The sequence below is a fragment of the Nocardioides dubius genome (genome assembly GCF_039528155.1).
GTDB lineage: Bacteria > Actinomycetota > Actinomycetes > Propionibacteriales > Nocardioidaceae > Nocardioides > Nocardioides dubius.
The window spans coordinates 128,230-136,558 of record NZ_BAAALG010000017.1; the positions used below are offsets into that span (position 1 = coordinate 128,230).

The window sequence follows — 8,329 nt, forward strand, 5'->3', positions numbered from 1 at the left end:
CGCGGCCCTTTCGTGTGCCTGCTCAGAACTTGGTGAAGAGCAGAGCGTTGCCGTAGTCGGTGTTCGCCCAGCGCATGTACCGGCTGAGCAGGTCCTCCTTGACGCCCTTCGGGGCCGTGGCCACCGTGAAGACCACGGCCGAGCCGACCTGCTTGGTGACCCAGGTGCCGATCTCGTAGTCGTCGTAGAGGGCCTCGGGGGCGAAGTCGAACATCTCGTCGGTGACGGCCTTCTCCTTGCCCGCCGCCTTCGCCTGCTTCTCGGTCGAGAAGACCAGGAAGTAGTGGGTGAACTTCACCTTGTCGCGGGTGTTGATGAAGGTCGCGGTGACGGCGTACTCGCAGCCCTGCTTGGTCAGCGCGCCGCCCTTCTCGACGCCGGCGCAGGTCTCGTAGTCGCGCGCGACCACCTGGCTGGCCTTGTAGACGTGCTCCTCGTAGCGGAAGTCCCAGTCGCTCTCGTAGTCCGACGCCCGGATCGCCCGGGGCGGATCGACCGGGTTGTTCGGGTCCACGGTGGTGGCCGTCGAGCCGGGAATCTGGGGCGCGTCGCCGCTCGGCGACGTCGACGGTGAGGCGCTGGCCGAGGGATCGGTGGTGGTCGACTGCGACGTCGTCGCGGTCGGGTCGGCGGCGCTGCCACCCTTGTCGTCCTTGTCGTTGTCGCGCATCGCGAGCGCGATCGCCGCACCGCCTCCGCCGACCAGGAGCAGCACGACCAGCACGGTCAGGATCACCGGCAGCTTCGACTTCTTGGGGCCTGGGCCGCCGGGGTAGGGCGGGCCGCCGTAGGGGCCCTGGGCCTGGGGCGTGGTCGTGTACGGGTTGGTGCCGCTGGCGGACGGCGTCGCCCACTGCTGGTAGGGAGGCTGCCCCGGCTGCTGGGCAGGTACCCACTGGCCGGGCTGGCCGGGCGGTGGTCCCCAAGGGCTGGGCTGATTCGACGGTTGGCCGGACGGCGGTGCCCACTGCCCGGGCTGATTCGACGGTTGGCCGGACGGCTGACCCGACGGCTGGCCGGACGGTGGTCCCCAGGGCGGACCGGACTGGCCGGGCTGGTTCGGCTGGCCGGGCGGCGGCTCGTTGTGCGACATGGACTCTCCTGGTGCGAACGGACTCAGCGCCTCCTACCCAGCGCCAGCACCACCTAACCCCACCCGTTGCCGGATGCCCCTGGCGGCCTCGCCGCGCAGCGATGCGCCGCGCAAGCGACCAGCGGGTAGGCTCGGGGCGCAGTCGGTGAGTGAAGGAGAAGGTCGGATGGCGTACCGCGCACACGACGTCGTGACGCGAGCGCTCGACGTGCTCGACGCGCACGGTCTGGCCGACCTCACCATGCGTCGTCTGGGCAAGGAGCTCGGCGTCCAGCCCAGCGCCCTGTACCACCACTTCGCCAACAAGCAGAGCCTGCTGGCCGCCGTCGCCGACGAGATCCTGGCCCGCGGCGCGCGCCCGGTCGAGGCGGAGCGCTGGCAGGATCGGGTGGTCGCGATCTGCACCATGCTGCGCGACTCGTTGCTCGCCTACCGCGACGGCGCCGAGGTGGTGGCCACGGTGCATGCCTTCGGCCTCGGTGCGACCCAGCCCCGCGACGCGCTGACCGGCGCGCTGTCGGGGGCCGGCCTCCGCGCCGACGACATCTCGGTGGGCACCCGCACGCTGCTGCACTACGTGTACGGCCACACCATCGACGAGCAGACCCACCTGCAGGCCGACAGCGCCGGAGCGCTCGGCGACGATGCTGCCGCCGGGGTCACCGACCGCGACTTCGCCAACGGGCTCGAGCTGATCCTCGACGGGATCGCGCTGCGCGTCGGCGTCACCCAGGCCTGAGCCGGCGCGGGCTCACTCCGCGGCGGCCCGGATCGCGCGCTGCAGCCGGTTGCGCGAGCTCCACGAGACCAGTGCGGCGAGGCCGGCTGCGGCGACGGTGACCGCCCAGGCCCAGGTGTGCCCACCGCGGTCGGCGAGCTGGCCGGCGACCGCGGCTCCGATCGCGTAGCCGAGCACGGTGGCGGCGGCGAGCTGGGTCATCACGGTGCCCAGGCGCCAGGGCGGGGTGATCCGCTCGCCCATGGTGAAGGTGGTGATCATGTACGGCGCGATGCTGATCCCGAAGAGCAGCAGGACGATGATCAGCGCCGCGATCGAGTCCACCAGCAGCAGCGGGAGGGCGAAGACGGCCAGCCCGAGCGCGAACCAGCGGAGCCGGTCCGGTAGGCCGAAGCGGTCGGGCAGGCCGGCGACGGCGAGGCCGGCGATCACGCTGCCGACACCCAGCAGCGCATGCAGGTAGCCCGCCCAGCCGGGGTGACCGGCGTCGGTGGCGAGCACCGAGGTGCCGGTCTGCACGGAGCCGAAGATCATCCCGATGATCAGCTGGCTGGCGCACAGGGCGATCAGCTCGGGGGAGAGGCGGCTGCTGCCGTGCTCGGCCTCCGCGGAGCGCGGGTGCGGGCCGACGGCGAACGGGTGCAGGGCGAACCAGGTGCCGAACACGCCGAGCAGCACGGCGGCCAGCAGGATCGCAGCAGGCGGGCTCGCCACGGAGACGCCGACGCCGACCAGCGCCGGACCGAGCACGAAGGCCCCCTCGTCGGCAGCGCCCTCGAAGGAGAAGGCGGTCTGCACCAGGCGCTCCTGGCTGGGCTGGTTGCGGGTGATCGGGCGCCAGCGCACCCGCGACATCGGGCCGATCTGCGGCAGCAGGACGCCGGCCACGGCAGCCATCGCGGCGATCCATCCCCAGTGCAGGTCGGTGCGGGCGATCGCCAGGATGCCGAGGAAGGCGACGGCCCCGCCGAGCGACTGCACGGTCAGCACCCTGCGCTGTCCGATCCGGTCGGCGAGAGCACCCCAGGCCGGCGCGAGCAGGCCGTTGGAGACGGCGATCGCACCAGCACTGGCGCCGCCCGCGCCATAGCTGCCGGTCAGGTCGCTGACCAGCAGCAGCACGCCGAGCTGGCTCATCGCCAGCGGCAGGCGCGCCAGGAAGCTGCCGAGGATGTAGCCGCCGCCGCTCAGGCCGAGCAAGGTGCGGTAGCTGGAGACAGGAGACACGGTTCCTCCGGGGGTCGCGCGGGTGAGTGCGTGCCTACCCACCCATCAGACAGCGCGGAATCCCTGTGCTCCTGCCAATCTACCGACGCCCGGGCAGGAGGAGCGATTCGTGGTGGCCGCCACGCGGATCACGTGCCACCTGGCTCAACGCCCGCGGGTGGGACGGCGTACCGCGGCCAGGGCCGCACATGGCCGTGGGACCTGGGCGTCAGTCCGTGCTCGTTCGGCCGAAGAGGGCGCGTCGCCGGCCGTCGGGCCGGTAGACGAGGCCGAGGCGCTGGAGGACGCGGGTGAGGTGTGTCGGGTTCGCGATGTGCGCCCGCTCCGCTTCGGTGATGAACGGCGACCTTCCGAACGCCAGCGGCCCATCGCGGCGGTAGACGCCTGATCGATGGCGTGCGGAGCGACGGATCATGGCTGGACTCTACGCGGTCGATTCGTTGTGTCGGAGGTCACTCGTAGCGTCTGTCGTGTGCTCGGAGATCGGCTTCGGGCTTCGCCACTCGGAGGCGCACATGCCACGCATCACCCCGCCACCCGGTCCGCCCACCGCGACCGCCCAGCCGGATACGCTGGCGTTGAGCCAGCAGGCGATCTGCCAAGCCACGTTGGCGATCGAGGCCGCGCTCGACTCCTGCCTCGAGGCGAATCCGATCTACCTCAGCACCGGCGAGAAGGAAGCCGTGCTGCTGAAGATGCCGGTGTTGCAGGCCCGATTGACCGAGTTGAACTATCGGCTCCTGGCGTGTGCCTCCGATGTGGCCGACGCCCACGGCGCACGGAACATCGGCGACTACCTCGCCCACGAAACGCACCAGGCCCACGGCACCCTGGCGCGGGAGCTGCGGATCTCTCGGGAACTCGACAGCAGGTGGGTGGTGTTGCAGGCGGCGTTGCGCGAAGGGCGGGTCAACCTCGCTCAGTCGGTGGAGATCACACGGTCCTTGAATGCGCTGCCCGATGACCTCGACGCCACGGTTCTCCGTGACGCCGAACGGACGCTCGTGGAGCAAGCCGAGGAGTTCGGGCCCAACGACCTCCGCCGGATGGGCAAGCGGATCGTCGATGTGGTGGCGCCGGAGATCGCCGAAGCCGTGGAAGGCAAGCGAATGGCCGATGAGGAACGCTCCGCCCGTGAACGGCAGCAGCTGACGTTGAAGCCGCAAGGCGACGGCACCACCCGGATCAGCGGCCTGCTCACCGATGGCTGCGCGAATCGGTTGGCGACGGCCTTGAACGCGATCACCAACCCGAGACGCGACCACCTCACCCCCGCGCCCTGCGGGTGTGCGCCCGACACGGACGGCGCCTACGGCGAGTCGTGCGGCGACCTCGAATGTCCCGGCCACGATCCGCACCACGGCAAGTTCGACGATCCAACCAGCGGAGCCAGCGACGACCCGACCGGCAACACTCGCGGCGGACTGCCGAACCCCGTCCGGAAGCTCTCCACCCCCCAACGCAACGCCCGCGCGTTGAACACGTTGCTCGAGACATTGGATCCGAAACGGCTGCCCCTGCACGGAGGAGACGCCACCACCGTCGTCGTGACGGTCAGCCTCGACGCCCTGCGCAACGAGATCGGCACCGCAACCCTGACCACCCAACGCGACGCCTGGCACGACAGGATCTCCGCCGGCGAAGCCCGACGCCTCGCCTGCAACGCCGGCATCATCCCCGCCGTACTAGGCGGACAGAGCCAACCGCTGGACCTCGGCAGAACCAAACGCTTCTACAGCGCCGCCCAACACAGGGCCCTCGCCCTCATCCATCCCTACTGCCGAGCCGAGAACTGCCGAATCCCCGCCACCTGGTGCGAAGCACACCACGACAACCCCTGGCACCTCGGCGGACGAACCGACCTCGCCGACGGCAGCCTGCTCTGCAGCAAGCACCACCACGACATCCACGACCCCACCTATCGAGCGGAGTGGCTGCCCCACGGAGCAGTCAGGTTCATCCGCCTGCGCACCTAGCTGGCCGCTACCGGCTCAACGAACCACTGACACCGAGCAACCGGTCGCACTCCGCGATCAGGCGCCGCCGGATCGGCTCGGCGCGCTCGGAGAACTGACGCTGCAGGTCGGCGTACTCACGCTTGCCCTCCGCCGTCTCGATCTGCACGGGCGACCAGTCCTCACCGTCTGCCTCGGGGAGCCCGGACAGGTCGTAGGGGGAGGCGCGCATGTCCAGGGCGCGGATGTCCCAGGCCAGCTCGAAGGCCTCCAGCACCAGGCTCGACGGCAGCAGCGGCATCATCCGGAAGGCGTGCTTGTAGAGGTCCATCCCGGCGTGCAGGCAGGCCGGCTGCTCGAATTCGGGACGATCCCCGGGCCCCGGCGAGAGCGTGTTGAGCCCCACCGCCGGGGGAGTGAAGAACCGGTAGGCGTCGAAGTGCGAGCAGGCGATCCGGTGCGATTCGACGACGTCGTCGGTGCCAGCTCCGCCCAGGCGCAGCGGCCAGGCCGAATGCCGGGTCTCCTCCTCCGACAGTCGATAGACCATCGCCCACTCATGCAGTCCGAAGCAGCCGAAGTTCGGGCTCCGATCGAGCGTGGCGCGCAGCAGGTTGCGCAGCCCGCGCAGGTTCTGCTCCTGCTTCTCGAGGAACGCCGGCGACACCGACGCGACGCCGTCCACCACCCGGTAGCCCTTGAACTCGCCGTACGAGGCACCCTCGGCAAGTCCGACGCCGAAGCCCGGATGCCAGCGCCGCAGTTGCGCGGGACGGTACGAGTAGTAGGTGAAGAGGAAGTCGTGGACCGGGTGCTTCACACCGCTCTGGCGGCGGTCCAGATGCGGCTCCAACCAGGTGTCCACCCGCTCGGCGTGCGCCTGCGCGAGGGCGCGCCACTGGCTCGCGGGCAGGACGTCGTTCACCCACCAAGGGTAGGTGGAGCCGCCGCGCTGCCGTCCCGCGGCTCGGCCAGATAGGCTCGACTCCGTGCGCATCTGCAGATTCACCCTCGGCGAAGAGCCCCTCTACGGCGTCCTGACCGGCGAGCTCGACGAATACGGCCAGCCCGGCGACGACGCCGTGATCGTCGGCCTCGCCGGCGACCCGCTCTACGTCGGCATCAAGCTGCTCGAGCAGGAGTACAAGCTCGACGACGTCCGCCTGCTCGCCCCCGTGCTGCCCCGCAGCAAGGTGGTGGCGATCGGCAAGAACTACGCCGCCCACGCCGCCGAGATGGCCAGCGCGGTCCCGGACGAGCCGCTGATGTTCATCAAGCCGAACACCTCGGTCATCGGCCCCGGCGACGACATCATCTACCCGCGACAGTCCAGCAACGTGCACTACGAGGGCGAGCTGGCCGTGGTGATCGGCCGGATCTGCCGCGACGTGCCGCCGGAGCAGGCGACCGACGTCATCCACGGCTACACGATCGCCAACGACGTCACCGCCCGGGACCTGCAGAGCAAGGACGTGCAGTTCACCCGCTCGAAGAGCTTCGACACGTTCTGCCCCCTCGGCCCGTGGATCGAGACGGACCTCGACCCGCAGGCCTTCACCGACGGCGTCGCGGTGCAGACCTACCTCAACGGCGACCTGGTGCAGGACGGCAGCACCGCCGACATGGTCTTCGACATCCCGACCCTGGTGGCGCACGTCAGCAGCGTGATGACGCTCCTTCCCGGAGACGTCATCCTCACCGGCACCCCCGAGGGAGTCGGTGCGATGAACGTCGGCGACGAGGTGGAAGTCTCGATCGCCGGCATTGGAACTCTCACGAACAAGGTGGCCCAGCGAAAGTGAACGCAGCAGTGAGCAACACCGACCGTCCGGTCCGGGTGCGGATGGCGCCGTCGCCGACCGGCAGCCCGCACGTCGGTCTGGCACGCACGGCGCTCTTCAACTGGGCCTTCGCCCGCCACCACGGCGGCACCTTCGTGTTCCGGATCGAGGACACCGACAAGGAGCGCAACACCCAGGAGTCCTACGACTCGCTGATCGACCTGATGGGGTGGCTCGGCCTGAAGTGGGACGAGGGCGTCGTCGTCGGCGGCCCGTACGGTCCGTACAAGCAGAGCGAGCGCACCGACATCTACGTCGACGTGCTGGCCAAGCTGCGCGACTCCTCCTACACCTACGACTGCTACTGCACGACCGAGGAGGCCACCGAGCGCCGCAAGGCCGCCGGCTCCAAGGTGATGGGCTACGACGGCTTCTGCCGCGAGCTCAGCGACGAGCAGCGCACCGCCTTCGAGGCCGAGGGCCGCAAGCCCGTCGTCCGGTTCCGGATGCCCGACGGCGAGATCGCCTTCAACGACCTGGTCCGCGGCGAGATCTCCTTCAAGACCGAGTTCGTCCCCGACTTCGCGCTCTGCCGCGCCAACGGCGACCCGCTCTACACGCTCACCGCGCCGGTCGACGACGCCACCATGGAGATCACCCACGTGCTGCGGGGTGAGGACCTCCTCTCCAGCACCCCGCGCCAGATCGCGCTCTTCGACGCGCTCAAGGAGATCGGCGTCGCCAGCCAGACGCCCGAGTTCGGCCACCTGCCGTACGTGATGGGGGAGGGCAACAAGAAGCTCTCCAAGCGCGACCCGCAGGCACACATGGCGCTCTACCGCGAGCAGGGCTTCCTGCCCGAGGGCCTGCTCAACTACCTGGCGCTGCTGGGCTGGGCGATCGCGGCCGACCGCGACGTCTTCACCCTCGAGGAGCTGGTCGAGAAGTTCGACCTCGCCGACGTGAACCCGAACCCGGCTCGCTTCGACCTCAAGAAGGCCGAGGCGATCAACGCCGACCACATGCGGATGCTCACCCTCGACGACCTCACCCACCGGGTGCTGCCGTTCCTCAAGGAGGCCGGCGTGGTCAGCGACCCGGTCTCGGACGCCGACGCCAAGCTGCTCGAGCTGGCCATGCCGTTGGTCGCCGAGCGGATGAACAAGCTCACCGAGTCCGTCGACATGCTCGCCTTCCTCTTCGCCGACGAGGCGAGCTTCGTCCGCGACGAGGCGGACGTCGCCAAGGTGCTCAACGAGGACGGTCTCGCCGTCGTCCGGGCCGCCTTGGAGGGTCTGGAGGCGCTCGGCACCTGGTCGACCGCCGCGATCGAGGAGACGCTGCGCGCCAAGCTGGTCGAGGAGCTCGGACTCAAGCCGCGCAACGCCTTCGGGCCGGTGCGGGTCGCGATCAGCGGCCGCAAGGTCTCGCCGCCGCTCTTCGAGTCGATGGAGCTGCTCGGCAAGGAGCGCTCCCTGACCCGTCTGCGCGACGTCCTGGCCTGATGGTCAACCCGTACCCGGCCGCCGAGGCC

The 8,329-nt window shown here is 70.0% G+C and carries 8 protein-coding genes; 4 read left to right on the forward strand and 4 right to left on the reverse strand.

Translation table 11 applies throughout. From position 1 onward, the window contains the following. Window positions 1-22: 22 nt before the first annotated feature. Window positions 23-1,093 carry a hypothetical protein gene (locus ABD151_RS20470; RefSeq protein WP_343996713.1) on the reverse strand — a complete coding sequence of 357 codons (1,071 nt, stop codon included), beginning with the start codon at window positions 1,091-1,093 and terminating at the stop codon, window positions 23-25. A gap of 166 nt (window positions 1,094-1,259) precedes the next feature. On the opposite strand from ABD151_RS20470, the gene ABD151_RS20475 reads away from it, so the two are divergent. Further along, complete coding sequence (locus tag ABD151_RS20475; RefSeq protein ID WP_343996714.1) at window positions 1,260-1,832, forward strand: TetR/AcrR family transcriptional regulator C-terminal domain-containing protein; 573 nt, start codon at window positions 1,260-1,262, stop codon at window positions 1,830-1,832. 12 nt (window positions 1,833-1,844) lie between these two features. Here the strand turns inward: ABD151_RS20475 and ABD151_RS20480 are convergent, their stop codons facing one another. Then, window positions 1,845-3,059 carry an MFS transporter gene (locus ABD151_RS20480; RefSeq protein WP_343996715.1) on the reverse strand — a complete coding sequence of 405 codons (1,215 nt, stop codon included), beginning with the start codon at window positions 3,057-3,059 and terminating at the stop codon, window positions 1,845-1,847. 208 nt (window positions 3,060-3,267) lie between these two features. After that, the gene (locus ABD151_RS20485; RefSeq protein WP_343996716.1) at window positions 3,268-3,474 is read right to left on the reverse strand and encodes a hypothetical protein; all 207 of its coding nucleotides are present in this window, start codon (window positions 3,472-3,474) and stop codon (window positions 3,268-3,270) included. A 193-nt stretch (window positions 3,475-3,667) separates the two neighbouring features. Between ABD151_RS20485 and ABD151_RS20490 the strand changes: the two genes are divergently transcribed. Continuing rightward, window positions 3,668-5,035, forward strand: coding sequence for an HNH endonuclease signature motif containing protein (locus tag ABD151_RS20490; RefSeq protein WP_343996717.1), 1,368 nt, complete (start codon window positions 3,668-3,670; stop codon window positions 5,033-5,035). A gap of 7 nt (window positions 5,036-5,042) precedes the next feature. On the opposite strand, the gene ABD151_RS20495 is transcribed toward ABD151_RS20490, so the two are convergent. Beyond that, the gene (locus tag ABD151_RS20495; RefSeq protein WP_343996718.1) at window positions 5,043-5,939 is read right to left on the reverse strand and encodes a 3-methyladenine DNA glycosylase; all 897 of its coding nucleotides are present in this window, start codon (window positions 5,937-5,939) and stop codon (window positions 5,043-5,045) included. Between the two features lie 64 nt (window positions 5,940-6,003). Here ABD151_RS20495 and ABD151_RS20500 point away from each other — a divergent pair, with 64 nt between their 5' ends. Next, window positions 6,004-6,816: a fumarylacetoacetate hydrolase family protein gene (locus ABD151_RS20500; protein WP_343996719.1), complete on the forward strand. Its 813-nt coding sequence runs from the start codon at window positions 6,004-6,006 to the stop codon at window positions 6,814-6,816. A 41-nt stretch (window positions 6,817-6,857) separates the two neighbouring features. Beyond that, window positions 6,858-8,300 carry a glutamate--tRNA ligase gene (gene gltX, locus ABD151_RS20505; protein ID WP_343996848.1) on the forward strand — a complete coding sequence of 481 codons (1,443 nt, stop codon included), beginning with the start codon at window positions 6,858-6,860 and terminating at the stop codon, window positions 8,298-8,300. The last annotated feature ends 29 nt before the right edge of the window (window positions 8,301-8,329 follow it).